This is a genomic window from Enterobacter cloacae complex sp. ECL414 (genome assembly GCF_021869685.1).
In the GTDB taxonomy this organism is placed as follows: domain Bacteria; phylum Pseudomonadota; class Gammaproteobacteria; order Enterobacterales; family Enterobacteriaceae; genus Enterobacter; species Enterobacter kobei.
The window spans coordinates 1221978-1247887 of record NZ_CP091481.1; the positions used below are offsets into that span (position 1 = coordinate 1221978).

Sequence of the window (25910 nt, forward strand, 5' to 3'; positions counted from 1 at the left end):
CAAAACCGAGAACACAGGCCGGGTAAGCGCAGCGCCACCCGGCAACAAAGGCTACTTCGTGACGCGATCGTACCAGACCATGTCCGCGTTCAAGCCCTGCTGATATCCCTTCACGTTATCGCGCACCACGATCTGGGTTTTGCCCTGATCGACGAACACATACGGCGAGCTATGTTGCAGCTGTTCCTGCATTTTCTTGTACAGATCCAGACGTTTCGCCGGATCCGGCTCGGCAACCGCCGCCAGCGTGGCTTTGTTAAGCTCGGGAATTTTCCAGCTGTTCAGACCGGCTACGGTACTGGATTTGCCATCGTTCCACGCAAAGGCGCTGGCGTTAGAGTGTGCATCAAAGTAGTCCGGGATCCACAGACGAATCGCCGCCTGATGCTGCTTTGCGCGCACGCGGGCATAGACCTGGCTCCCGGCAGCGGGCAGCAGATCGACCTTCACGCCCCCCTGAGCAAAGCTCGCCTGCATGGACTGGGCGATGGTGATAAACGGCGGCTTGTTCTCCACGTCCAGCGTGAAGTGCGCGTCTTTAATGCCCGCTTTGGCGAGAATTTCTTTCGCCTTAGCCGGGTCAAACGTGAATGGATTCGCTTCCAGCGCGCCCGGCAGACCGACCGGCAGGAAGCTCTGATGCACAAAATACTGGCCTTTCAGCAGGTTTTTGGTAATGCCTTCATAATCAACCAGCCAGCGTGAAGCCTCCCAGAACGCCGGGTTGTTGAGCAGCGGGTTAGCGCTGTTGCCGGTGTTAAACACCAGATAATTTTGCTCGGCGGACGGAATGCTCAGCACCTTCACGCCCGGCTTGCCCTCCAGGGCGCTAATCTGGTCTGCACCCAGATCGCGCGCCACGTCGGCATCACCCTGCTGGATCAGCAGGCGACGGGAAGCCGGATCGGGAACGTTTTTAATGATGATGCTTTTAAGCTTCGGCGCGCCGCCGGGAGCCGATTCGTTGGCTTCCAGCACGATAGCCTGATGCGGCTGATAAACGCGCATTTTGAACGCGCCGCTGCCTGCCGAGTGCATTTTCAGCCAGGCGTTGCCGAAGTCGTTGTCCTTCACGTTCGCCACCACCTGCTTTTCATCGACGATGGAGGCAATCGGCGTGGAGAGAATATTCAGCGCCACCGACGGGCTAACGTCCGCCGTCCAGTGAAGCTGGAGGGTATGGTCATCCACTTTTTTCAGCTGGCTGGCGATGTTGCTCGCGTCCCAGCCCAGCACGTTGAGGATAAACGCCGGGGATTTGTTCAGCGTCACGGCGCGGGTATACGAGAAGATCACGTCTTCCGGGCGCAGTGGGTTTCCGGAAGCGAATTTCGCATCGGGCTTAAGCTTGATGGTCAAGGTTTTTGCTGCCGCGTCGGCTTCCCAGCTTTCCGCCAGAATCGGCGTGATTTTTTCCGGGTTATCGCGGTCCGGTTGCACCAGACGCTGATACAGGCTCGGTACGGTCTGGATGCTGGAGAGCTCGTTGGCTTCGGCCGGGTCGAGGCTTACGATGTCATCAAGCCCCTGGGCAACCACCAGCGTATTCGGCGGAGTAGCGGCGTGGACTGCGTTTGAGAGCGCGGCCAGCACCAGTAACGGCAACAGTTTTTTTGTCATAGCGATCCCTGAAATAACTCTATTGTGATTGTTTTATGCTCCGCTACGTTAGGTCGACTAAGACATTCCGCAAAGTCGAAATTCAGCTTTGCTTATGCCTTCCGGGAATAACGCATACGCTAAGGCTATTAGAATGCGCTGCTTTTCGTCCGCTTTTTAACCTGCTATAACAAACTCCTTACCTTTCAGGGAGTCACCGCCGTGCCCGAAATCAATCAACATGGTCAAACCGTTAACGATATTGTTCCAGACTGGAAATGCGCCCGGATCTTAACCCGCACCCCACTTACCGGTCAGTATTGCCGACTGGAGCCGCTGGATACCGATCGCCATTCGGCTGATTTATACGAAGCCTACGCGCTGGGTGATGACAGTGACTGGACGTGGCTTGCCAGCACTCAGCCGGAAAGCGTTGAGGCCACTGCGCACTGGGTGCTGGGAAAGGTGATGGATGACGATCTGGTGCCCTTTGCCGTAATCGATTTACGCACTGAACAGGCGGTAGGGCTGGTGAGTTACATGGCGATTGAGCGGTTTCTCGGCTCGGTGGAAATCGGGCATGTCACCTGGTCGCGCAAAATGAAGGGCACGCGTCTGGGTACCGAGGCGGTGTGGCTGCTGCTGAAAAATGCCTTTGAGCATAAGTACCGTCGACTGGAATGGAAATGCGATTCAATGAACATTGCCTCGCGCAATGCGGCGGAGCGGCTGGGTTTTGTCTGGGAAGGTCGCCTGCGTCAGAAACTTGTGCGCAAAGGGCGTAACCGCGACAGCGATATGCTCTCCATTATTGATGGCGAATGGCCGCAAAGAAACGCGGAGCTGTGCGCCTGGCTGGCCGCGGAGAATTTTGACGCAGAAGGGCGGCAGATTCAGCGGCTTGAGGCATTTCGGTTATAAGTCTTGTATGTAGGGTACAGCTGGAACGGATAATTAATCTGCGGAAATGGCAATTTCAATCAGGTTGGTTTCTCCGGACTGGACGCCCTTTGTCACCGCTGCGGCGATATCTGCGGCATCCGTGATCCGGCAGCAGTGAACGCCCATGGCGTTGGCCAGCGACTGAAAATCGATATGCGGGTTAACCAGGTCCATCCCGATAAAACGCCCGAGCTGCGTTGAGCTGTAGTCAGCCTGGCTCTTCATAAAGTTTTTCAGGATGTTGTACTCCCGGTTGTTCATGACGATAAAGGTGACCGGCAGGTTTTCGTGCGCCGCCGTCCAGAGCGCCTGCGGGGAGTACAGGGAGGCACCGTCGCCCAGCAGACAGACCACCGGCTCGCGGCCCAGCCCCAGCGAGTGGCCTACTGCCGCAGGCATACCCCAGCCCAGCCCGCCGCCGCGCATGAAGAAGTAGCGTTGATGTTGCTGGTCGGAGATAAACCGACGGACATGTCTCGCTGTTGCAATGGCTTCATCGACGATGGTGGTGCCTGGTGGAACGGCTTTAATGACTTCATATGCCGCCACCATCGGTGAGATCGCCGATCGCAGCCGCTCGGCCGACAGGCGCTCTTCCTGCTGCTGCCACTCTTTTTCACGTTCGCTGCGCGCGGTTTTCAGCAACTGCTGGTGGATCAGCTTGCCCGCCACCAGGCGCTGCTCAAGCATCGGCAGAAGCGCCTGCAACGAGAGTTTGATATCCCCCATCACCGAGAGGCGGGTGGCATAGGTGCGACCCAGCTCGTTCATGTCGGCGGAGAGCTGATAGACCGCGCATGAACCCGGAATCGCGTCCCCTTCGCTGTATAATATGGTGATCAGGCTTCTGCCGCCGATGATAAAAACGGCGTCGTAGGCATTGACGATGCCCGCGATTTCACTGGCGGTGGTGGGCATATTGCCGCGCCAGAGGGCATGCTGCGTGGGGAAGGGTAAATTCAGCGGCCAGGACGAACCGTAGACATGAGCGCCAAGGTTTTCCGCCAGCTGGACAATCTCCGGCGTCGAGCCGCTGGAGTGCACTTCATCTCCGGCCACGATCATGATCCTGCCGGCTGCAACCTGGCTCAACTCTTCCGCCAGCTCATCCAGCGAGCCCGCAACGGTGTGATAATTCACTTTGGAGGCCGTTTGTATCCCGACATCGCTGAGTTCTTCCATGACATTCATTGGCAATGAGAGCAAGACGGGACCGGCGGGAGGATAGCTGGCGGCATGAAACGCACGACGCACCAGTACCGGGAGTTGCTCGGCGTGGGTGACCTCCTGCGCCCATTTCATGACCGGGGAGCCAATGGAAACAATGTCATCATACAGAAGCGGATCACGCACGTAGTGGCGCGTATCCTGCTGTCCGACGGTGACCACCAGCGGGGTTTTCATGATCCGCGAGTTAATGAGGTTCCCCATGCCGTGACCAAGACCGCTGGCGGTATGCAAATTGATAAAGCCCGTTTTGCCGGAGGCTTTGGCATAGCCGTCGGCAATGGCAACCACGCTGCTCTCCTGGAGTGCCAGAATATAGTGAATATTTTCATGGCGAAGCAGTGCATCAATGAGCGGCAGTTCGGTGGTGCCAGGATTGCCAAATATATATTCCACGCCTTCGCTTTCCAGAAGTTCAAGGAGAATATCGGCACCCGTTCGCATATTTAAATCTGATATAGACGTTAATGATTTAATCATGATGACACCTCGGTTAGCGTTATTTAAGGCATGCTAAAATTCTTCCTGCGTCGGACGAACCACAATTTCATTAATATCAACGTCGCCAGGCTGTTCAATGGCAAATAAAACGGCTCGGGCAATGGCGTCAGCCGGAATAGCCTGCTTATAGAATTCGTGCAAAAACGCCAGGCTGTTTTTATCAGAACTGCCGAACTGCAGTTCGCTTTCGACGGCGCCGGGGGAAATAAGCGTCGTGCGGATGGTTTTCCCCGCCTCCTGACGTAACCCTTCGCTCAGGGCGCGAACGGCAAATTTAGTGGCGCTGTAAACGACGCCGCCGGGGGCAAGCACTTTGATACCCGCAACGGAAGCCACGTTAATAAAGTGTCCGCTACCCTGACGCTGGAACACCGGTAACGCCGCGGCAATGCCGTACAGCACGCCCTTCAGGTTAGTATCAATCATCTTGTCCCACTCGTCGGTTTTGCGCTCGCTGATGGGGGCTATCGCCATGTAACCGGCGTTATTGATCAGTACGTCCACGCGCTGGTAGGCCGTCACAGCGGCATCGATGGCGGCCTGAACCTCTTCCTGACGGGTGACATCGGCCTTCACGGCAATTGCCTTGCCGCCCTGCTGGATAATCTGATCCACCAGGGCATTAATTCTGTCGAGGCGGCGCGCCACCAGCACCAGCGAAAAGGCCTTATTCGCTAAATACAGGGCAATGGCCTGACCGATGCCGCTGCTGGCGCCGGTGATAACGACAACGTTGTTTGCACTGTTATTCATGATCTTATCTCGCTGTTGAGTAATGCAAAAAATAAAAGGCAGGGAGGTGTTAATGAATAATGATAAATTCATTAACGCGGATTTTTGATATATTGTGTATCGCAAATAAAATGATAGCTTTTTAAAACTTAATGGAGTGTGGAAGAGTCTGTCAATATCGTTTTTTAATACTTAAATGGATTGCATGCGTAATATTTATTTCTTATATGTAATCGAGAATAGTATTGAAAGAGATGGGGTGACGCTGGAGGCCCTGCGAACAAGGCCTAAGGATTAGATTTTGCCACTATAAAGCACCGGGCCTGTCGGCAGGCCAGTGGGTGAGCCGCCTTCTGGTTCAAGGCTTATCGCTATCGTGGCGCCAGGAGGAAGCGTTATGTTCCTGAGGGTCATCTTCGTCGGTATGTTGCTATGCAGCAATCCCAGCGAGACAGGGTTCTGTCCGGTCGGGATCAGCCACAACTGCAGGCTGTGCTGCGCCGGGACGGCGGCAGGTCCGAGAGGAGCAATACTCAGCTGCTGACGGCGGCTGTCCGCACTCACGACCCACTGCCCGCGCTGTTGGGCATCGTTGAGCACCATCAGCGGTGCGAGCGTCGGCGCGCGGGTGGAATACCACGTCACGACGCTAAAGGCGGCAAGACCGGCTGCCACCATCCAGCCGAGGTAAGGTCGATGGTTGCGCAACGGCTGTTTAGACGGCAGTTCGAGGGCAATTTTTTTCCACACCGACTCAGGGGGAGGAATGGGGACAAGATGGCTATCGAGCGTGCTGAGCATTTCCTGCCAGTACGCTACGCGGGCGGCCAGAGCGGGCTCATTGGCAAGCCTTTTCTGGAACTGAAGCCGCGCGCCTCCCCGCAGGGTGCCGAGGGCATATTCTGCTGCCAGCATGTCGTCGCGTTTTTCTGCGTTATTCATAGCCCCACACACTCCCGGAGATGATCCATTGCGCGACGTATCCAGCTTTTCACTGAGCCTACAGGCTGCTGGAGCCAGTCGGCAATATCGCTGTGAGACATCCCCTGATAGTAGGCGAGCGTAATGCTCTGGCGCTGCTCGCTACTCAAATGCTCGAGACAATGCCTGAGCCGTTCTGCCTGCACATCGTCGTGCCAGTTGTTCTGCTCGTCATTCTCGCTCGGCAGAAGCGCGTCGGTATACGGCGTCTCGCGGTCGGCTGCCCGGGTTTGCCCGCAACGCAGCCAGTCAATACAGCGGTTGCGAACAATATGCGTAAGCCAGGTCATCGGGGAACTGAGGGCGGCGTTATAGGTTTCGGCTTTACTCCAGACCGTGAGAAAACAGTCGTGAAGGATCTCTTCTGCCCATGCCCGGTCACGCAACATACGCAGCGCGACGGCAAACAGATGCGGCGAGGTGAGTCGGTAGAGTTGTTCAAATGCACGGCGATCGCCTTTCGCGACCGCCTGCATTAATTTCTGCTGCTGTTCAGCCAGCGCGTTATCCATGTTTTTCCCGAAAGGCAACGGCACACTTCCGAAGTATAGACAACTACTTAGGCATCAGAACGGTATCAATGACATCGATAACGCCATTTTTTTGATGAACGTCGTAGGTGCTGATGTTTGCCACATTGCCCTGACCATCCTTAAGCTGAATATTGTGCAGGCCGTTGCTCATGATCCACAGCGGCTGACCGTTAACGGTCTTCAGCTCCGCGCGACCACCACCCTGTTTAATTTTCTGTTCCAGCGCTTTCATATCGTAATTACCGGCAACAACGTGATAGGTCAGGATGCTGGTTAGCAGTGCTTTGTTTTCGGGTTTGACCAGGTTATCGACCGTACCGGCGGGTAATTTCGCAAACGCCGCATTGGTCGGCGCAAATACGGTGAACGGTCCTTTGCTCTGTAGCGTATCCACCAGTCCGGCAGCTTTGACAGCGGCCACCAGAGTCGTGTGATCTTTCGAGTTCACGGCGTTTTCAACAATATTTTTGCTCGGGAACATTGCCGCTCCGCCCACCATCACGGTGTCAGACGTCATGGCTGCTGATGCGCCTGCACAGAAGAGTAAAGCGCTGGTTACGAATGCAACACGGGTTAGCTTTTTCATCATCATTCCTCGGATTGGGGAGCAAAGGGGTTGCTCACATACCCATATACGAAGGCAGGGTGGAAACTGGATGCAGGGAAATGAAAATAAATTTAGCAGACGTTTATTCCCTCTCCCCTGTGGGGAGAGGGTAAGGGTGAGGGGGCACCCTCAGCGGCGAACCGGCGCCCCGTTCGCGACATAATACGCGGCCGTGCTCTTCGCCAGCGGTTCGCGCCCGCGAATGGCGTCTGCAATCTTCTCGCCAATCATGATGGTGGTGGCGTTCAGGTTACCAGTGATGATCTGCGGCATGATCGACGCATCCACCACGCGCAGCCCTTCCAGCCCGTGAACGCGGCCTTCGCCGTCGACAACCGCCATCTCGTCATAGCCCATCTTACAGGTACCGCACGGGTGGAAGGCGGTTTCGGCGTGGTTGCGCACGAACTCGTCCAGCTGTTCGTCGGTCTGGCACTCGACGCCCGGGCTGATCTCGCGACCGCGGTACTTGTCCAGCGCAGGCTGGTGCATGATCTCACGGGTGATACGGATCGCGTCGCGGAACTCCTGCCAGTCCTGCTCGTGGGACATATAATTGAACAGGATCGCCGGATGCTGATGCGGATCGCGCGACTTGATGCGCACGTGGCCGCGGCTCGGCGAGCGCATGGAGCCGACGTGGCACTGAAAGCCGTGCTCTTTTACCGCATTCGAACCGTTGTAGTTAATCGCCACCGGCAGGAAGTGGTACTGAATGTTCGGCCACGCGAACTCCTCGCGGCTGCGGATAAACCCGCCCGCTTCGAAGTGGTTGCTCGCCCCCACGCCGGTGCCGCCAAACAGCCACTCCGCGCCAATCTTCGGCTGGTTCCACCACTGCAGGGCAGGGTAGAGGGAGACCGGCTCTTTGCATTCGTACTGGAGGTACATCTCCAGGTGATCCTGCAGGTTTTCGCCCACGCCGGGCAGGTCGTGCACCAGCGGGATATCGAACTGCTTCAGCAGCTCCGCGCTGCCCACGCCGGAACGCTGGAGGATCTGCGGGGAAGCAATGGCGCCTGCGCTCAGCAGCACCTCTTTGTTCGCCGTCGCTTTCGACGGAATCGTGCTTTCGCCTTCCAGCCACTCGACGCCCACCGCGCGCTTGCCGTCAAAGAGGATGCGGTCGGTCATGGCGTGGGTACGGATGGTCAGGTTCGGGCGTTGCTTTGCCTGGTCCAGATAGCCGCGCGCGGTGCTGGCGCGTCGGCCCTTCGGCGTGACCGTGCGGTCCATCGGGCCGAAGCCTTCCTGCTGATAGCCGTTGAGATCGTCCGTGCGCGGGTAGCCCGCCTGCACGCCCGCTTCCACCATCGCCTCAAACAGCGGGTTCACGCCCGGTTTGGAGGTAGTAACGCTCACCGGACCGTCGCCGCCGTGGTAGTCGTTCGGGCCCACGTCGCGCGTCTCTGCCTTGCGGTAGTACGGCAGGCAGTTGAGATAGCTCCAGTGCTCCAGACCCGGCTCTTTCGCCCAGTGGTCGAGATCCATCGCGTTACCGCGGATGTAGCACATGCCGTTGATCAGCGACGAACCGCCCAGCCCTTTACCGCGCCCGCACTCCATGCGGCGGTTGTTCATAAACGGCTCTGGCTCGGTTTCATACGCCCAGTTGTAGCGCTTGCCCTGCAGCGGGAACGCCAGCGCGGCAGGCATCTGGGTACGGAAGTCAAAGCGGTAATCCGGTCCGCCCGCCTCAAGCAGCAGCACGGTGGTATTCGGATCTTCAGTCAGTCGTGTTGCCAGTACGTTGCCGGCAGAGCCGGCGCCGATAATGATGTAGTCAAATTGCAAATAAACCTCCCGGTTAAAATATGGACTGGAATTTACCCATCTCAACCTGGATGGACTTCACCTGGGTGTAGCTCTGCAGCGTCATAACGCCGTTCTCGCGGCCAATGCCGGAGTGTTTGTAACCGCCCACCGGCATCTCTGCGGCGGATTCACCCCAGGTGTTGATCCAGCAGATGCCCGCTTCGAGCTGATGAATCGCGCCGTGGGCGCGGTTCAGATCGGCAGTGACGATACCCGCCGCCAGTCCGTAGTCGGTATCGTTGGCGCGGCGAATCGCTTCTTCATCGGTTTCATAGGTGAGGATGGACATCACCGGGCCGAAGATCTCTTCGCGCACGATGGTCATCTCGTCGGTGCAGTCGGTGAACACGGTCGGGGCCACCCACGCGCCGTTATCAAACCCTTCGCCCTTCAGCACGTCGCCGCCGCACAGCACGCGCGCGCCTTCTTCTTTACCTTTGGCGATGTAGCGCAGCACGCTGTCGCGGTGCGGGAAGCTAACCATCGGGCCAAAGTTGGTTTTCACATCGAACAGATCGCCCGCGCGGATCCGGCCCACGCGCTCAACGATTTTCTGCTCAAACGCGGCCTTAAATTTCGCGGGCACGAACACGCGGGTGCCGTTGGTGCAGACCTGACCGGAGCTGAAGAAGTTGGCCATCATGGCGATGTCTGCCGCCAGATCCAGATCCGCATCGTCGAAAACAATCAGCGGCGATTTGCCGCCCAGCTCCATCGTCACCTCTTTCAGGGACGAGGCCGCCGAGTTGGCCATCACCTTTTTGCCGCTGGCAACGCCGCCGGTAAAGGAGACCTTCGCGATGCCTGGATGCTCGGTCAGGTACTGGCCGGTCTCCGCGCCTACGCCCGGCAGGACATTAAACACGCCGTCCGGCAGACCCGCTTCGGTATAGATTTCGGCAAGCTTGAGGGCGGTGAGCGGCGTCACTTCGCTCGGCTTGAAGATCATCGCGTTGCCCGCCGCCAGCGCCGGGGCCGATTTCCACAGGGCGATCTGGATCGGGTAGTTCCACGCGCCGATGCCCGCCACCACGCCCAGTGGCTCGCGGCGGGTGTAGACGAATGAGGTGTCGCGCAGCGGGATCTGGCTGCCTTCCAGCGCCGGGATCAGCCCTGCGTAATACTCCAGCACGTCCGCGCCGGTGACGATGTCCACTGTCGAGGTTTCGGAATACGCTTTACCGGTATCGAGGGTTTCCAGCTTCGCCAGCGCGTCGTTACGCTCGCGCAGGATATCCACGGCGCGACGCAGGATGCGTGAGCGCTCCATGGCGGTCATCGCCGCCCAGATTTTTTGCCCGCGTGTTGCGCTTTCCACGGCGCGGTCGACGTCTTCACGCCCGGCGGCCTGAACGCTCGCCAGGACTTCACCGTTGGCCGGGTTGATGGTCTCGAAGGTGCGACCGCTGGTGGCGGGTGTATAACCACCATTGATATAAAGCTGCTGTTCTGCCATTCGGGACATACTTTCTCCTCGGTTATTCGGTCGGTAAATGCTGGCTGATAAAGTGGCTGGTGAGCGACTGGGCCAGCGTTTTATCCAGCGGTTTGCCGCTCAGTGCGGCACGCAGCCAAAGCCCGTCGATCAGTGCCGCCAGCCCGTAGCCCGCTTCCTGCGCCTGCTCGCGCGGCAGTTCGCGGCGGAACTCGTACACCAGGTTCGACAGCAGGCGGCGGCTGCTGACCTGCTGCAGACGGTAGAGCATCGGCTGGTGCATGCTGCTCGCCCAGAAGGCCAGCCAGGCTTTCATTGCCGCGCTGCTGATCTGGGTTTCATCAAAATTGCCGCCGACAATCGCCTGTAATCGCTGCTCCGCGCTGCCGTCCGGCAGGGCGTGCAAGCGGCTTAATACCGCATCGCGCAACTGCCCGGTGATGTCGCGCATGGTCGCTTCCAGCAGACCGTTTTTGTCTTTGAAATAGTGACTGATGATCCCCGTGGAAACGCCCGCCCGGCGGGCGATCTGCGCGATGGTTGCGTCGTGCATTCCCACTTCATTTATTGCTTCCAGCGTGGCGTTAATAAGCTGCCTGCGCCGGATCGGCTGCATCCCCACTTTGGGCATTGTTGCCACTCCATTCATCAGCGTTGGTAATACATTAAAGCGTTTTTTGATTGGACGTTCAATATAAAATGTGTCTTAATTGTTGCGGATTTGGATTTTAATAGTTACAAAAACAGTGGGGATACTGGATGACAGACCTTTCACAAGACAGAGAAAAAGACAAAATCAACCCGGTCGTTTTTTATACTTCCGCCGGGCTGATTTTGTTGTTTTCCCTGACGACAATCTTCTTTCGTGATTTTTCCGCCGAGTGGATTGGGCACACGCTGAACTGGGTGTCGAAGACCTTTGGCTGGTACTATCTTCTGGCGGCGACGCTCTATATTGTCTTCGTGGTTTGCATCGCCTGCTCGCGCTTCGGTTCGGTGAAGCTTGGGCCAGAGCAGTCCAAGCCCGAGTTCAGCCTGCTGAGCTGGGCCGCAATGCTGTTTGCTGCGGGTATCGGCATCGACCTGATGTTCTTCTCCGTGGCTGAACCGGTCACGCAGTATATGCAGCCGCCGGAAGGGGCAGGGCAGACGATGGAAGCCGCGCGCCAGGCGATGGTCTGGACGCTGTTCCACTACGGCCTGACAGGCTGGTCGATGTATGCCCTGATGGGGATGGCGCTCGGATACTTTAGCTATCGTTATAATTTGCCCCTTACTATCCGCTCTGCGCTGTACCCGATTTTTGGCAAAAAAATTAACGGGCCGATTGGTCACACCGTTGATATCGCAGCGGTGATTGGCACCATCTTCGGCATCGCGACCACGCTCGGTATCGGCGTGGTGCAGCTCAACTACGGGCTAAGCGTGCTGTTTGATATTCCGGATTCAATGGCGGCGAAAGCGGCGCTGATTGCGCTCTCCGTGATTATCGCCACCATCTCGGTGACCTCCGGCGTGGACAAGGGCATCCGCGTGCTCTCCGAGCTGAACGTCGCGCTGGCGCTGGGCCTGATCCTGTTCGTGTTGTTTATGGGCGACACCTCGTTCCTGCTCAACGCGCTGGTGCTCAACGTGGGCGACTACGTGAACCGCTTTATGGGGATGACGCTCAATAGCTTCGCCTTCGACCGTCCGGTGGAGTGGATGAATAACTGGACGCTGTTCTTCTGGGCGTGGTGGGTTGCGTGGTCGCCGTTTGTCGGCCTGTTCCTGGCGCGAATTTCGCGCGGGCGCACCATCCGCCAGTTTGTGATGGGCACGCTGATTATCCCGTTCACCTTTACCCTGCTGTGGCTGTCGATTTTCGGCAACAGCGCGCTGCACGAGATCATCCACGGCAATGCGGGTTTTGCTCAGGAAGCGATGGCGCACCCGGAGCGCGGCTTCTACAGCCTGCTGGCGCAGTACCCGGCGTTCACCTTTAGCGCCTCCGTGGCGACCATCACCGGGCTGCTGTTCTACGTCACCTCAGCGGACTCCGGCGCGCTGGTGCTGGGCAACTTCACCTCGAAGCTGAAGGACATCAACAGCGACGCGCCGAACTGGCTGCGCATCTTTTGGTCGGTCGCCATCGGTCTTCTGACGCTCGGCATGCTGATGACCAACGGTATTTCGGCGCTGCAGAACACGACGGTGATCATGGGGCTACCGTTTAGCTTCGTCATCTTCTTCGTGATGGCTGGGCTGTATAAATCGCTCAAAGTGGAAGACTACCGCCGCGTCAGCGCCAGCCGTGATACCGCACCGCGTCCGATGGGCGCGCAGGACAGGCTGAGCTGGAAGAAACGTCTGTCGCGCCTGATGAACTACCCGGGCACGCGCTACACCAAACAGATGATGGAGACGGTCTGCTTCCCGGCGATGGAGGAAGTCGCACAGGAGTTGCGCCTGCGGGGTGCCTACGTGGAGCTGAAAAATCTGCCGCCGGATGAAGGCGAAAACCTGGGGCACCTGGATCTGCTGGTGCACATGGGCGACGAGCAAAACTTCGTCTACCAGATCTGGCCGCAGCAGTATTCCGTGCCCGGGTTTACCTACCGGGCGCGCAGCGGGAAATCGACCTACTATCGGCTGGAAACCTTCCTGCTGGAAGGTAGCCAGGGGAACGACCTGATGGACTACAGCAAGGAGCAGGTGATTACGGACATTCTGGACCAGTACGAGCGCCACCTGAACTTTATCCATCTGCACAGGGAAGCGCCGGGGAATAGCGTGATGTTCCCGGATGTCTAAACAGATTCTTAAAACTTCATCATGCTGTATATAAATACAGTCAACTGACGCAATATTACTCATGGAAGAGTAATATTGCAGCGACAGCCTGCGCTGATGAGCCAGGCTGTTGTTGTTTTTCGGGAAGGAACCATGGATGAGTCACGCGATAGAATTTATCGAAACTTCACTTTTTACCCGCCAGATCAAAAGCATTGCTACGGATGATGAATTAAAGGATCTCCAAAAGGAACTCATTGCCCGGCCTGATAAAGGTGACCTGATTCAGCATACGGGGGGATTACGTAAAATAAGGCTGGCCGCAGGCTCAAAAGGAAAGAGAGGGGGAGCCAGAGTGATTTACTTTCTGGCAACGGAAGAGGTGATCTATTTCATCATGGCCTACCTAAAAAGCACCAGGGACAGCCTGACTGAGGCAGAGAAAGCTGAACTTAAAAAACTGACTTCTGTTCTGAAAAATACTACTTCCTATGCCATAAATGGTAGGTGTACTATGTACTCCATTCAGGCAGGAGGAGGCAGACAATGAGTATATTCGATGAATTAAAATCTTCGCTTGAAGAAGCCGTTGAGATTCATAGCGGAAGGAAGGCTGCTTCCAGAGTAACCCGCTATGAAGTTGCAGATGTTCGCGCAATCAGAGAACAGCTCAATATCACCCAAAGCGAAATGGCGAAGGCGCTTGGCACGAGCGTTGACACGATAAAAAGCTGGGAGTCTAAACGTCGCAACCCAACCGGACTGGCGGCGAAGGTACTGAATGTGATTCGGGAGAACCCTGCATTTTATAAGGCCCTTGCCGGGCATTAGGTAGCCCTCTTGCCGGGTGGCGCTGCGCTTACCCGGCCCACAAAACGAACCGCCTTCGTTGACATATCTTTAATGATAACTATTTTCATTTAAACATAGCCTGTGCTATACCTTATAGCACGGGCTAATTTTGCTTTGAATTTAATCACCTCGGGAGAGTTCTGCGATGCACCTACTGCAAGGATTGAAGCGTCTGTTGTTCAGCTCGCTGCTACTGACCGCGGCCACCGCGGGTGCGCAGGCGGCTGAAAAATTCCAGGTCATCACGACCTTTACCGTTATCGCTGATATGGCGAAAAACGTGGCGGGGGACGCCGCAGAAGTCACTTCCATCACCAAACCGGGCGCTGAAATCCATGAGTACCAGCCGACGCCCGGCGACATCAAGCGCGCCCAGAAGGCGCAGCTGATCCTGGCCAACGGCATGAACCTTGAGCTGTGGTTCCAGCGGTTTTATCAGCATCTGAACGGCGTGCCGGAAGTGATTGTCACCAAAGGCATTACGCCGATGGGGATCGGGGAAGGGCCGTATAACGGCAAACCCAACCCGCACGCGTGGATGTCTCCGGATAACGCCCTGATTTACGTCGATAACATTCGTGACGCGTTGGTGAAGTACGACCCGGCGAATGTGCAGACCTATCAGCGCAACGCTGAAGCCTATAAGCAGAAGATCACCGCCACCCTCGAACCGCTGCGTAAGCAGGTTGCGGAGATCCCGGAAGATAAACGCTGGATGGTCACCAGTGAAGGGGCGTTCTCCTATCTGGCGCGGGATCTGGGCCTGAAAGAGCTTTACCTGTGGCCGATCAACGCCGATCAGCAGGGCACGCCTCAGCAGGTGCGCAAGGTTATCGATCTGGTGAAAAAACATCGCATCCCGGCGGTGTTCAGCGAAAGTACGGTCTCCGATAAACCCGCGCGCCAGGTGGCACGGGAAACCGATACCCATTACGGCGGCGTGCTGTATGTCGACTCCCTGAGCGCAGAAAACGGCCCGGTGCCGACCTATATCGATCTGTTGAACGTCACGACCCGCACGCTGGTGCAGGGCATCCGTGACGGCATGAAGGAGTAACCATGCAGAAGGGGATTGTCGTAACCGATTTGACCGTGACCTACCGCAACGGTCATACCGCATTGCGTGATGCCTCGTTCAGCGTGCCGGGCGGATCGATTGCCGCACTGGTCGGCGTGAACGGTTCCGGCAAATCTACGCTGTTTAAGGCGGTGATGGGCTTTGTACGGGCGGCAAGCGGCACGATCACTATTCTGGGATTACCGCCTCACCGGGCGCTCCGTCAGAACCTGGTCGCCTACGTGCCGCAGTCGGAAGAGGTTGACTGGTCGTTCCCGGTGCTGGTGGAAGACGTGGTGATGATGGGCCGCTACGGACATATGGGTTTTTTGCGTCGGCCAAAAGCGCTGGATCGGCAGATCGTCACCGACGCTCTGAAACGGGTGGATATGCTTGAGCTGCGCCATCGGCAGATTGGCGAGCTCTCCGGCGGGCAAAAGAAACGCGTGTTTCTGGCGCGGGCGATTGCCCAGCAGGGCGAGGTGATCCTGCTCGACGAGCCGTTTACCGGCGTGGACGTTAAAACTGAAGCCAGAATTATCAGCCTGCTGCGGGAACTGCGCGATGAGGGCAAAACCATGCTGGTATCGACCCACAATTTAGGCTCCGTCTCCGAGTTTTGCGATTACACGGTCATGGTCAAAGGTACCGTGCTGGCAAGCGGCCCGACGGAAACCACCTTTACCGCCGAAAATCTGGAGCGCGCCTTCAGCGGCGTGCTGCGCCACGTGGTGCTCAGCGGCTCTGAAGATCGCATTATTACCGACGATGAACGCCCCTTCGTGACGCACCGTCAGGAGGTAAAATGAGCGTACTTCTGGAACCCTTCGGCTACGAGTACATGCTGAACGCGATGTGGGTTTCGGCGATGGTGGGCGGGCTGTGCGCGTTTCTCTCGTGCTATCTGATGCTAAAAGGCTGGTCGCTGATTGGCGATGCGCTCTCGCACTCCATCGTACCGGGCGTGGCGGGAGCCTACATGCTCGGGCTGCCGTTTTCGCTGGGGGCGTTCCTGTCGGGCGGGCTGGCGGCGGGCAGCATGCTGTTTCTCAACCAGCGCAGCCGCCTGAAAGAGGACGCCATCATCGGGCTGATCTTCTCCTCCTTTTTCGGTCTGGGGCTGTTTATGGTCTCACTCAACCCGACCTCGGTGAATATTCAGACTATCGTCCTCGGGAATATCCTCGCCATTGCCCCGGAAGACATCGTCCAACTGGCGATTATCGGCGTGGTGTCGATGCTTGTTCTGCTGTTCAAATGGAAAGATTTGATGGTGACCTTTTTTGATGAGAACCACGCCCGCGCCATCGGTCTGCGTCCCGAACGTCTGAAGATCCTGTTCTTTACCCTGCTGGCGGTTTCCACCGTGGCTGCACTGCAAACCGTCGGCGCATTTCTGGTGATCTGTCTGGTGGTCACGCCCGGCGCGACCGCGTGGCTGCTGACCGATCGCTTCCCGCGACTGCTGATGATTGCCGTCGCCATGGGTAGCATTACCAGCTTCCTTGGCGCATGGGCGAGCTATTATCTCGACGGCGCGACCGGCGGTATTATCGTGGTCGCCCAGACGCTGCTGTTCCTGCTGGCGTTCGTCTTTGCGCCGAAGCACGGGCTGCTCGCCAGCCGCCGCCGGGCGCGTCAGGCGCAGGAGATCCACCCATGATCGCGCTGCTCCTTGAACCCTTCCAGTTTGCGTTTATGAACAACGCGCTGTTGATTTCACTGCTGGTCGCCGTGCCCTGCGCGCTGCTGTCGGTTTTTCTGGTGCTCAAAGGCTGGGCGCTGATGGGCGACGCCATGAGCCATGCGGTGTTTCCCGGCGTCGTACTGGCCTGGATGATGGGGCTGCCGCTGGCGCTGGGCGCATTCGTTGCCGGTCTGTTCTGCGCGGTCGCCACCGGATACCTGAAAGACAATAGCCGCATCAAGCAGGATACTGTTATGGGGATCGTCTTTTCCGGCATGTTCGGTACCGGGTTGATCCTCTACATCGCCGTCAAACCCGAGGTGCATCTCGACCATATTCTGTTCGGCGATATGCTGGGTATTAACGGGATGGACATTCTGCAAAGCGGGATTGTGGCGGGGCTGATTGCGCTGGTGATTGGCCTGAAGTGGCGGGACTTTTTGCTGTTCTGCTTTGATTATCAGCAGGCGCAGGCGAGCGGGTTGCGCACTCGCTGGCTGCACTATGGATTACTGTGCATGGTTTCGCTGACCATCGTGGCGACGCTGAAAGCGGTGGGGATTATTCTGTCGATTTCGTTGCTCATTGCGCCCGGCGCGGTGGCGGTGCTGATCACCCGGCGCTTCCACATGGCGCTGCTGGTGGCGGTAGCCGTTTCCGCGCTCGTGTCCGTAAGCGGCGTCTATGCGTCATTTTATCTCGACAGCGCGCCTGCCCCGACCATCGTCGTGCTGTTCGCGGTCGTGTTTATCGTGACGTTTGTGGTCACCAGCGTGAAGGCCCGTCGACAGGAGAGTGTGACAGCAGGGTAATCGCCTGTTCGCCGTGCTGTTGCCAGTGAACGGTAAAGGCGGTGCCTTCGGGATAGCCCGCGCGCTGGCAGGTCAATGCCAGCGTAAGCGTCTTATCGACGAGCTGCGTGACGCGGGCGCTGTCAAATCCCATCCAGGCCTGCACCTGCGGAAAGAGGGCTTTGAACAGGCTCTCTTTGGCGCTAAACACCAGCGTCAGGGCGAGGGCGAACGGGTAACCCGAGCGGGAAAGGACGCTCTCTTCCTGCGCATCAATAATGCCGTCTTTGATTTCCCGGGCTTCGTTTTCGGGGAGGATCGTTTCGCAATCAATGCCGATAAGCGCAGGGTGGTCGCGCGTAACGACAGCCATGGCCTGCGTGCCGCTGTGGGTGATGCTGCCGGAAACACCCTGTGGCCAGCGCGGTTCCCCGCTGGGGCCGATGCCGGGTACGGTGTGGTCCGGTAAGGCATGCGCCGCGGCGATGCGCCCGGCAAGATGCTCGGCTTTGCGTTTGCGTCCGGCGTTTGAAAGCTCTGCGTGATGGGGAAGCCAGAGGAGATCGGCGTCGGTAAAAGTGGTGGGGTCGAAGGTGACGCGGTGAACGGTGCGGTCGGCGAGAATGAACGTGCTGTGGGTTGCGTGCATGGTTTCCCCTCACCCTGACCCTCTCCCCGGAGGGGAGAGGGAAGGTTTACTTCAGTGCCTTAAAAATGCGTATTCACACTCATATACCACGTGCGACCCGGCTCATTATACGTATACGCTCCCGCACCGTACATATACGCGCCGGTGGTGGCATTCCCCGTGGTTTGGGCATTACCCGCACGCCACTGGCGCTTGTCGAAGACGTTATCCACGCCGCCGGTCAGGCTGACGTTTTTGGTCACGTCCCAGGTCGCGCTCAGGCCAACAATGCTGTACGGGCTAACTTCGTCTTTCTCAGACCCGCTCACCGGTTCACCCTTGTAGTTGTACTTCTTCGGCTGCTGCTTGCCGTACCAGGTGAAGGTCGACTGCAGCGACACATCCTGATGCACCTGCCAGCTCAGGGTCGAGTTTAGCGTGTACTCCGGAATGATCGACAGACGGTCGCCGGTCTCCTTGTTCTTACTCTGCAGCATGTAAGTGATGTTATTAGTCCAGTTGATCGTGTCGCTGACCGGCACGTTCAGGGAGCCTTCCAGCCCTTCAACCACCGCTTTCGGGACGTTTTCCCACTGGTAAATATCCGTCTGCACCTTACCGGAAGAGGTGTGGCCAATTGGCGCATAGCCCGCTTCAATCTTGTCGCGGTAGTCGTTGCGGAACCAGGTCACGCCCGCCAGCCAGCCGTCGCGTTTCCACTCCAGACCGATCTCTTTGTTGATGCTGGTTTCGGCTTTCAGATCGTCGTTGCCCATCATGTAGCAGCCGACGCCGTCGCCGCTTGCGTAGCAACCCTGGCCTTTACTGTAGAGCAGATAGTTCGGGTTGGTCTGATACAGGCTTGGCGCTTTGTAAGCCCGCGCAATACCCATCTTCAGCGTGAAGTCATCCCCCAGACCTTGCGACAGGTTAAGTGACGGGCTCCAGTTATTGCCGACGATGGTGTGGTGATCGAAGCGCAGGGCAGGGGTCAGCATGGTACTGTCGGTCAGCTCCATGTTGTTCTCCGCAAACAGGGAGAAAATCTCCGCCGAGGTGTACGGACTACGGTCGTTGCTCATGCCCGGAATGGTGCCGCCCTGCTGGGTTTGCGTGAAGGAGGTCGAATCCTTCATGCGCTGCTGGTTCCACTCGGTGCCCAGGGTCAGATTCTGGTTAACGAGGAAATCAATCGGCAGATTGATTTCGCTGTGCAACATCACGTCGGCCAGATCGGTGTCGGTGAATTTATCGCTATTAAACAGACCTTCCGTCCCACCAGCCAGTCCTTCGCCCAGACGGGAGTTGCGGGTGTGTTCGTACTGCGCCCAGTTGCTGGTGGTAATGCCGTTATCCCAGCCGCCGTTCCAGGTCACCGCGAAGTTCTGGCGATAAATACGGTTGGTTTCTTTGCCGTAGTTTTTCTTCACCAGCGCGTTGTCGTTATTGGTGTTCTGCGTGTCGCCCGCATAAAGGTTGTTCTGGCGGCTATAGCCTGCTTCAAACTCCAGGGACTGCATGGGCGCGAAGTCCCAGCGCACGACGCCGTTGATGTCTTTGTTTTCTACACCTTCACGACCTGCGGGCAGGGTGTTGGCGTAGGCGCCAGTACGGTCAGACTGATGGCCCTGGTTGATGTCCCACGCGTCGGCCTGGGTTTTGTCCAGGTTACCGAACATGCGGAAGCTGAAATCGCCGCCCAGCGGGCCGCTCAGGCTGAAGTTGGTGCGCTTAGTGGAACCTTCGTCTTTATGTTCCGGCGCATTCAGGTAGGTGTTCCAGGAGCCGTGCCACTGGTCGTCGAATTTTTTGGTGATGATGTTGACCACGCCACCTGCCGCACCGTTGCCGTAGCGGGCGGCCGCCGGACCACGGATCACTTCGATGCGCTCGATCATCTCCGGCGGTACCCAGCCGGTATCGCCACGCGTATCACGCTCGCCGCGCCAGCCCAGACGGATGGAGTTACGGCTGGTAACCGGTTTACCGTCGATCAGGATCAGGGTGTTTTCCGGGCCCATGCCGCGGATATCAATCTGACGGTTATTCCCGCGCTGGCCGCTGGTGGAGTTACCGGTGAGGTTCACGCCCGGCATGGTGCGGATGATTTCCGACACGTCGCGCGCGGGCGGGTTTTTACGGATCTCATCGGCGGTGATGGTCGACACGCCCGGCGCCTGCAAATTTTGCTCGGCGGCGGTGATCACCATCGTGTCTTCGTGCTGCGCGGAGGCGGCGTTGTCGTCTGCCATGGCGGGCAGCGCGACACCATAAATCCCTAAATTGACCAGCAAGGCCAGAGAGTGAATCTTCTTATTCATTGTACGTCCCGCTTTTATGGTTATTCATGAACGCGCTTCCCACAGCGCGGGCATTACGCTATTGCAAATGCAAATAGTTATCAATAATATTATCAATAAAATTTGTCCTGAAACAAAAAAGACTGTTAAACATGAGGTTATAAGGGTGACGGCGTTAACAACGGGCAGTGAAGCGTGGTGGCAGTCGAAAAGCGGGCCTGAATTGAAACCTGAAAACGGTAAATTTCGCGTCACGTTCTGGTGGCGCGATCCGAACGGAACGCAGACTTCGTCACCGATTAAACACGTCTGGCTCAATATCACCGGCGTGACCGATCACCATCAAAATGCCCGCCCGCAGTCCCTCAAACGCATCCCGGATACCGACGTCTGGCAGTGGGAGGGAGAGTTCAGTCCCGCGTGGCGGGGGAGCTACTGTTTTATCCCTTCCGTGAATGAAAACGATTTTGCCGATGCGGTGTTTGAAGGCGAGAGTCCGGACCGTATGGCGCTGCGCGAAGGCTGGGGTAAACTGCTGCCGCATGCGGTTTCCGACCCGCTTAACCCGCAGAGCTGGCGCGGTGGTCGCGGTCATGCCGTTTCGGCGCTGGAAATGCCGGGCGCACCCGTTCAGCCTGGCTGGGAGCGTCCTGATACGCCCCACCACGCGCCGGTCTGCATTGATTGGGAAAGCGCACGCCTGAAAAACCGCCGCCGAGTCTGGATTTTTACCACCGGGGAGGAAAACCCCGAGCGCCCGCTGGCGGTGCTGCTTGATGGCCAGTTCTGGGCCGAAAGCATGCCCGTCTGGCCCGCGCTGGCCGCGCTTACCCGTGAAGGCAAACTGCCCCCGGCGGTCTATGTCTTAATTGATGTGATTGATACCGCACACCGCAGCCGCGAGCTGCCCTGCAACCCCGATTTCTGGCTGGCGGTACAGGAAGAACTCCTCCCACACATACAATGCATTGCCCCCTTCAGCGACCGCGCCGACCGTACCGTGGCGGCGGGTCAGAGCTTCGGCGGGCTTTCCTCCCTTTATGCGGGCCTCAACTGGCCGCAGCGCTTTGGCTGCGTGCTCAGTCAGTCCGGTTCCTACTGGTGGCCGCACCGCGGCGCACAGCAGGAGGGGCTACTCATCGGGCAGCTTAAAGCGGGTGAAAAAACCGCACGCGGACTGCGCATCGTCCTTGAGGCCGGGCGCAACGAACCGCTTATCTTCCGCGTGAATCAGGCGATTTACGCCGAATTGCACGCGCAGCAGGTTTACTGGCGTCAGGTTGACGGCGGACACGACGCGCTTTGCTGGCGCGGTGGGCTGACGCAGGGGCTGATGACCCTCTGGCAGCCGCTTATTCAATAACGGAGTCTGTATGGAATTCAGCAATCCTTTCGATAATCCGCAGGGACAGTTTGTCATTTTGCAAAACGACCAGGGGCAGTACAGCCTGTGGCCGCAGCAGTGCGAATTGCCCGCGGGCTGGCGCGTGGTATGCGAAGCGCAGCCTCAGGACGTGTGCCAGCAGTGGCTGGCGGAACACTGGCAGACGCTTGAGCCGTCGTATTTTGCGGGGGAAAACGCATGAGCCGTCTTCCGCTTGTCGCCGCCCAGCCGGGTATCTGGATGGCGGAGCAGTTGTCCGCGCTGCCAAATGCCTGGAGCGTGGCGCACTACACTGAGCTAAAGGGCGATATCGACGCGCCGTTGCTGGCAAAAGCCATTGCTGAAGGCATGATGCAGGCCGATACCCTGCGGATGCGTTTTGCCGAAGATAACGGTGAGGTGTGGCAGTGGGTGGATGAAACCGTCATGCTGCCGGAACCGTCCATCGTTCGCGTGGACTCTCATGATGCCGCCGTGGCGCTGATGGAAGCCGATCTCAACCAGAACCTGCGCGTCGACAGCGGTCAACCGCTGGCGTTTCATCTGCTGATTCAGGTGGGGGAAGAACGCTGGTACTGGTATCAGCGTTATCATCACTTAGTGGTGGATGGCTTCAGTTTCCCGGCGATTACCCGCCAGATTGCCGCTATTTATGCCGCATGGAAAAAGGGCGACCCCACGCCACCTTCTCCTTTTTCACCCTTCGCCGAGGTGGTGGAAGAGTATCAGCGCTATCGTGAAAGCGAGGTGTATGCACGCGACGGTGACTTCTGGGCAGCGCAGCGCAGACAGCTTCCTCCTCCGGTCTCTCTTTCTTCCGCGCCGCTGCCGGGGCGCGCCGCGACAACTGACATCCTGCGCCTGAAAATCGTCGCCGACAGCAGCGCGTTTAGCCAGCTTGCGCAGGCTGCAGGGCAGGTTCAGCGTACCGATCTGGCGCTTGCGCTGGTCGCGCTGTGGCTGGGCCGCCTGACCGGGCGTCTGGACTACGCCGCCGGGTTTATCTTTATGCGCCGCATGGGCTCCGTCGCGCTGACCGCAACCGGACCGGTGCTCAACGTTCTGCCGCTGGCGGTGAATATCGATCCGCAGGAGAGCCTGCCTGGGCTGGCGCTGCGTCTGGCGAGCCAGCTGAAAAAAATGCGCCGCCATCAGCGCTACGACGCGGAGCAAATTCTCCGCGACAGCGGTAAGGCGGCGGGTGATGAAGCCCTGTTTGGCCCGGTGCTGAACGTTAAGGTGTTCGATTATCAACTGGAACTCGACGGCGTAGAGGCCATCACCCACACGCTGGCGACCGGACCGGTGAACGATCTCGAGCTGGCCTTGTTCCCGGACGAACAGGGCGGATTAAGCATTGAAATTCTCGCCAGCAAACAGCGTTACGATGAAACAACGCTGAAGGGCCACGTCGCGCGCCTGAACGCGATGCTGGTGCAGTTTGCCGCTAACCCGGACCTGCGATGTGGGGAAGTGGAAACCGTGTCAGAGCAAGAGTACGCGCAGCTTGCGCGCATCAATGACACCGGGCTGGCGCTACCCTCCACCACGCTCGCGGAGCTGGTGGCGGAACAGGCGAGCAGGACGCCGGACGCCCCCGCGCTGGCGGATGCGCACATCGAGCTGAACTACCGCCAGATGCGCGAGCAGGTGGTCGCGCTGGCAAACCTGCTGCGTGCGCGCGGCGTGAAGCCGGGCGACAGCGTGGCGGTGGCCCTCCCGCGTTCGGTATTCCTGACGCTGGCCCTGCACGGCATTGTGGAAGCCGGCGCCGCGTGGTTACCGCTGGACACCGGTTACCCGGACGACCGCCTGCGGATGATGCTGGAGGACGCAAAGCCGTCCCTGCTGATTACCACCGATGAGCAGCTTCCGCGCTTTAGCGAACTGCCCATAGCTTCGTTTAGTTACAACATGCTTTTGCCTGCTGCGGGTACTGAGCCTCTGCGCGTGGCGAAACCGGAGCAGACGGCGTACATCATTTTTACCTCGGGTTCAACCGGGCGTCCGAAAGGGGTGATGGTTGGGCATACCGCCATCGTTAACCGCCTGAAGTGGATGCAGAACCACTACCCGCTGACAGCGAATGACGTGGTGGCGCAGAAAACGCCGTGCAGCTTTGACGTCTCGGTCTGGGAGTTCTGGTGGCCGTTTATCGCCGGGGCGAAGCTGGTGATGGCCGAGCCGGATGCGCACCGGGACCCGCAGGCGATGCAGAGCTTCTTCGCCCGGTATGGCGTCACGACGACCCACTTTGTGCCGTCGATGCTGGCGGCGTTTGTCGCCTCGCTGACGCCGGAAAACGTCGACTGCTGCAGGACGCTTAAGCAGGTGTTCTGCAGCGGCGAAGCGCTGCCGACCGGGTTGTGCCGCGAGTGGCAACAGCTCACCCGTGCGCCGCTGCACAACCTCTACGGCCCGACCGAAGCGGCAGTGGACGTGAGCTGGTATCCGGCGTTTGGCCCTGAGCTGGCGGCCATTGAAGGCAATAGCGTGCCGATTGGTTTCCCGGTGTGGAACACGGGGCTGCGCATTCTGGATGCAATGATGCGCCCGGTGCCGTTCGGCGTGGCGGGGGATCTGTATCTCACCGGCATTCAGCTGGCGCAGGGATATCTGGGGCGTCCGGATCTCACCGCCAGCCGCTTTATCGCCGACCCGTTCGCGCCGGGCGAGCGGATGTATCGCACCGGTGACGTCGCCCGCTGGCTGGATAACGGGGCGGTAGAATATCTGGGCCGCAGCGATGATCAGCTAAAAATTCGCGGCCAGCGTATTGAGCTGGGCGAAATCGACCGGGCGATGCTGTCGCTGCCGGACGTGGCGCAGGCCGTGGCGCATGCCTGCGTGTTCAACCAGGCGGCGGCAACGGGGGGCGATGCCCGCCAGCTGGTGGGATACGTTGTCTCCGAATCCGGTTTACCGCTGGATCGCGATGCGCTGCTGGAATCGCTTAAGGCGCAGCTTCCGCCGCATATGGTGCCGGTGGTGCTGCTGCAACTCAGCGCGCTGCCGCTCAGCGCGAACGGCAAACTCGACCGCAAGGCGCTGCCGCTGCCGGAGTTGACCAGCAAAACCACCGGACGCGCGCCGGAAACGGACACCGAAATCGGCGTGGCGCAGGCGTTTGCCGCGCTGCTGGGTTGCGAGGTGAACGATATCGAAGCCGACTTCTTTGCCCTCGGCGGCCACTCGCTGCTGGCGATGCGGCTGGCGGCGCAGCTCAGCCGCACGTTCGCCCGCAAGGTCACGCCGGGGCAGATTATGGTCGCCTCGACGGTGAGCAAGCTCAGTGCGCTGCTGGACTTAAAAATGAACGACGAGCAGGCGCAGCGTCTGGGGTATGAAGCCGTTCTGCCGCTGCGTGAAAGCCATGGCCCGACGCTGTTCTGCTTCCATCCGGCGTCCGGTTTTGCCTGGCAGTTCAGCGTGCTGGCGCGCCACCTCAGCCCGCGCTGGTCTATCACCGGTATTCAGTCTCCCCGACCGGAAGGGCCGATGCAGCAGTGTGCGGATCTGGATGGGGTGATTGATCATCACCTGAATACGCTGCGTAAGCAGCAGCCGCAGGGGCCGTATTATTTGTTCGGCTATTCCCTCGGCGGCACGCTGGCGCAGGCTATTGCCGCTCGTTTGCGCGCGCAGGGTGAAGAGGTGGCGTTCCTTGGCCTGCTGGATACCTGGCCACCGGAAACCCAGAACTGGGCGGAGAAAGAGGCCAACGGCCTCGACCCGGCAGTGCTGGCGGAAATTGAGCGCGAGCGGCAGGCGTTTATCGCCGCGCAGCAGGGGCAGGGCAGCAGCGAGCTGTTTGGCGCCATCGAGGGCAACTACGCCGATGCGGTGCGCCTGCTCACCACGGCGCACAGCGCGCGGTTTGACGGCAAAGCGACGCTGTTTGTCGCCGAGCGCACGCGCACGATGGATCCGCAGGTCGCCTGGGCGCCGTGGGTGGCGGAGCTTGAGGTGCATAGCCAGGATTGCGCCCACGTGGATATCATTTCGCCGCAGGCGTTTGAGAAGATTGGGCCGGTGTTGAGGGAAATGTTGGGATAGTGCAAATGCCC

At 58.6% G+C, this 25910-nt stretch carries 22 protein-coding genes; 11 read left to right on the forward strand and 11 right to left on the reverse strand.

Annotated elements, in window-relative coordinates; genetic code table 11:
* Window positions 1-51: 51 nt before the first annotated feature.
* Window positions 52-1620 (reverse strand): ABC transporter substrate-binding protein, encoded by a 1569-nt coding sequence (locus L3068_RS05625; protein ID WP_014882925.1) that lies wholly within the window; start codon window positions 1618-1620, stop codon window positions 52-54.
* Window positions 1621-1821: 201 nt separating this feature from the next.
* On the opposite strand from L3068_RS05625, the gene L3068_RS05630 reads away from it, so the two are divergent.
* Window positions 1822-2520, forward strand: coding sequence for a GNAT family N-acetyltransferase (locus L3068_RS05630; RefSeq protein ID WP_014882926.1), 699 nt, complete (start codon window positions 1822-1824; stop codon window positions 2518-2520).
* A 33-nt stretch (window positions 2521-2553) separates the two neighbouring features.
* Here L3068_RS05630 and L3068_RS05635 read toward each other — a convergent pair whose 3' ends face one another.
* The 8 genes from L3068_RS05635 to betI all read right to left on the reverse strand — a co-directional run bounded on the left by L3068_RS05635 (window position 2554) and on the right by betI (window position 11003).
* Window positions 2554-4248, reverse strand: coding sequence for a thiamine pyrophosphate-binding protein (locus L3068_RS05635; protein WP_117580690.1), 1695 nt, complete (start codon window positions 4246-4248; stop codon window positions 2554-2556).
* Window positions 4249-4281: 33 nt separating this feature from the next.
* Complete coding sequence (locus L3068_RS05640; protein ID WP_117580688.1) at window positions 4282-5022, reverse strand: SDR family oxidoreductase; 741 nt, start codon at window positions 5020-5022, stop codon at window positions 4282-4284.
* Window positions 5023-5295: 273 nt separating this feature from the next.
* Window positions 5296-5943 carry an anti-sigma factor gene (locus L3068_RS05645; RefSeq protein WP_214602757.1) on the reverse strand — a complete coding sequence of 216 codons (648 nt, stop codon included), beginning with the start codon at window positions 5941-5943 and terminating at the stop codon, window positions 5296-5298.
* Window positions 5940-6494: an RNA polymerase sigma factor gene (locus tag L3068_RS05650; protein WP_023332333.1), complete on the reverse strand. Its 555-nt coding sequence runs from the start codon at window positions 6492-6494 to the stop codon at window positions 5940-5942. The genes L3068_RS05645 and L3068_RS05650 overlap by 4 nt, the downstream gene beginning before the upstream one ends.
* A 43-nt stretch (window positions 6495-6537) precedes the next feature.
* The gene (locus L3068_RS05655) at window positions 6538-7101 is read right to left on the reverse strand and encodes a fasciclin domain-containing protein (protein ID WP_014882930.1); all 564 of its coding nucleotides are present in this window, start codon (window positions 7099-7101) and stop codon (window positions 6538-6540) included.
* 150 nt (window positions 7102-7251) lie between these two features.
* Entirely contained in the window at window positions 7252-8916 is a 1665-nt protein-coding gene (gene betA, locus L3068_RS05660) for a choline dehydrogenase (RefSeq protein ID WP_117580684.1), read from the reverse strand.
* A 13-nt stretch (window positions 8917-8929) separates the two neighbouring features.
* A complete protein-coding gene (betB, locus tag L3068_RS05665) occupies window positions 8930-10402 on the reverse strand; it encodes a betaine-aldehyde dehydrogenase (RefSeq protein WP_047344427.1) in 1473 nt (490 codons plus the stop codon).
* A gap of 13 nt (window positions 10403-10415) precedes the next feature.
* On the reverse strand, window positions 10416-11003 hold the full coding sequence (gene betI / locus L3068_RS05670; RefSeq protein WP_014882933.1) for a transcriptional regulator BetI: 588 nt from the start codon (window positions 11001-11003) through the stop codon (window positions 10416-10418).
* Between the two features lie 128 nt (window positions 11004-11131).
* On the opposite strand from betI, the gene betT reads away from it, so the two are divergent.
* From betT to L3068_RS05705, 7 genes are all read left to right on the forward strand, one after another.
* Window positions 11132-13165 (forward strand): choline BCCT transporter BetT, encoded by a 2034-nt coding sequence (gene betT / locus L3068_RS05675; RefSeq protein WP_023336880.1) that lies wholly within the window; start codon window positions 11132-11134, stop codon window positions 13163-13165.
* A gap of 136 nt (window positions 13166-13301) precedes the next feature.
* Window positions 13302-13694, forward strand: coding sequence for a type II toxin-antitoxin system RelE/ParE family toxin (locus L3068_RS05680; protein ID WP_023336881.1), 393 nt, complete (start codon window positions 13302-13304; stop codon window positions 13692-13694).
* On the forward strand, window positions 13691-13975 hold the full coding sequence (nadS, locus tag L3068_RS05685; RefSeq protein WP_014882936.1) for a NadS family protein: 285 nt from the start codon (window positions 13691-13693) through the stop codon (window positions 13973-13975). The genes L3068_RS05680 and nadS overlap by 4 nt, the downstream gene beginning before the upstream one ends.
* 166 nt (window positions 13976-14141) lie before the next feature.
* On the forward strand, window positions 14142-15053 hold the full coding sequence (locus tag L3068_RS05690) for a metal ABC transporter substrate-binding protein (protein WP_117580682.1): 912 nt from the start codon (window positions 14142-14144) through the stop codon (window positions 15051-15053).
* A gap of 2 nt (window positions 15054-15055) precedes the next feature.
* Complete coding sequence (sitB, locus tag L3068_RS05695; protein WP_048997049.1) at window positions 15056-15862, forward strand: iron/manganese ABC transporter ATP-binding protein SitB; 807 nt, start codon at window positions 15056-15058, stop codon at window positions 15860-15862.
* A complete protein-coding gene (gene sitC, locus L3068_RS05700; RefSeq protein WP_032637232.1) occupies window positions 15859-16716 on the forward strand; it encodes an iron/manganese ABC transporter permease subunit SitC in 858 nt (285 codons plus the stop codon). Before sitB ends, sitC begins: the two co-directional genes overlap by 4 nt.
* Window positions 16713-17552: a metal ABC transporter permease gene (locus L3068_RS05705; protein WP_117580680.1), complete on the forward strand. Its 840-nt coding sequence runs from the start codon at window positions 16713-16715 to the stop codon at window positions 17550-17552. The genes sitC and L3068_RS05705 overlap by 4 nt, the downstream gene beginning before the upstream one ends.
* Here L3068_RS05705 and entD read toward each other — a convergent pair.
* Both entD and L3068_RS05715 read right to left on the reverse strand, forming a co-directional pair.
* Window positions 17506-18180, reverse strand: a complete 675-nt coding sequence (gene entD / locus L3068_RS05710; RefSeq protein WP_117580678.1) for an enterobactin synthase subunit EntD — start codon at window positions 18178-18180, stop codon at window positions 17506-17508. The genes L3068_RS05705 and entD overlap by 47 nt on opposite strands.
* Window positions 18181-18239: 59 nt before the next feature.
* Window positions 18240-20480: a TonB-dependent siderophore receptor gene (locus L3068_RS05715; RefSeq protein ID WP_023332349.1), complete on the reverse strand. Its 2241-nt coding sequence runs from the start codon at window positions 20478-20480 to the stop codon at window positions 18240-18242.
* Between the two features lie 145 nt (window positions 20481-20625).
* Between L3068_RS05715 and fes the strand changes: the two genes are divergently transcribed.
* Genes fes through entF form a run of 3 tightly spaced genes read left to right on the forward strand, consistent with a single transcriptional unit; the run spans window position 20626 to window position 25899 of the window.
* On the forward strand, window positions 20626-21822 hold the full coding sequence (gene fes / locus L3068_RS05720) for an enterochelin esterase (protein WP_117580676.1): 1197 nt from the start codon (window positions 20626-20628) through the stop codon (window positions 21820-21822).
* Window positions 21823-21832: 10 nt separating this feature from the next.
* Window positions 21833-22045 (forward strand): MbtH family protein, encoded by a 213-nt coding sequence (locus tag L3068_RS05725; RefSeq protein ID WP_014882944.1) that lies wholly within the window; start codon window positions 21833-21835, stop codon window positions 22043-22045.
* A complete protein-coding gene (entF, locus tag L3068_RS05730) occupies window positions 22042-25899 on the forward strand; it encodes an enterobactin non-ribosomal peptide synthetase EntF (RefSeq protein WP_117580673.1) in 3858 nt (1285 codons plus the stop codon). Before L3068_RS05725 ends, entF begins: the two co-directional genes overlap by 4 nt.
* Window positions 25900-25910 lie beyond the last annotated feature (11 nt).